The organism is Pseudomonas sp. 2995-1, from assembly GCF_002742505.1.
In the GTDB taxonomy this organism is placed as follows: domain Bacteria; phylum Pseudomonadota; class Gammaproteobacteria; order Pseudomonadales; family Pseudomonadaceae; genus Aquipseudomonas; species Aquipseudomonas sivasensis.
In genome coordinates, this window is the sequence record NZ_LJSA01000083.1 from 1 (window position 1) to 244 (window position 244).

1 protein-coding gene is annotated in these 244 nt (G+C 36.5%); it reads right to left on the bottom strand.

Features of this window, described 5'->3' with window-relative positions; translation table 11 throughout:
* Positions 1-47: 47 nt before the first annotated feature.
* Positions 48-244: hypothetical protein (locus AOA61_RS31690; RefSeq protein WP_218197301.1), on the bottom strand; the 197-nt coding region annotated here is incomplete at its 5' end.

The window sequence follows — 244 nt, forward strand, 5'->3', positions numbered from 1 at the left end:
ACTTTATATACGCTTTAAATACCATGAAGTTTCAATTCAAACTATCCTTAAGGTATTTGCAGAAAGTGTACTCCTCCACCAAATGTACGGCTGTACGTCTCATCTTCAAGGTAAACTACTGCTTTTTCGTCTATTCCAAACCCTTGGGTAATTCTAAGCTCTTTCATAGCAGATAGTATGTTATCACGGTCATTCCACTCCGAATAATGTACACTAATACCAATATCTTCAAGTAACCCTATTC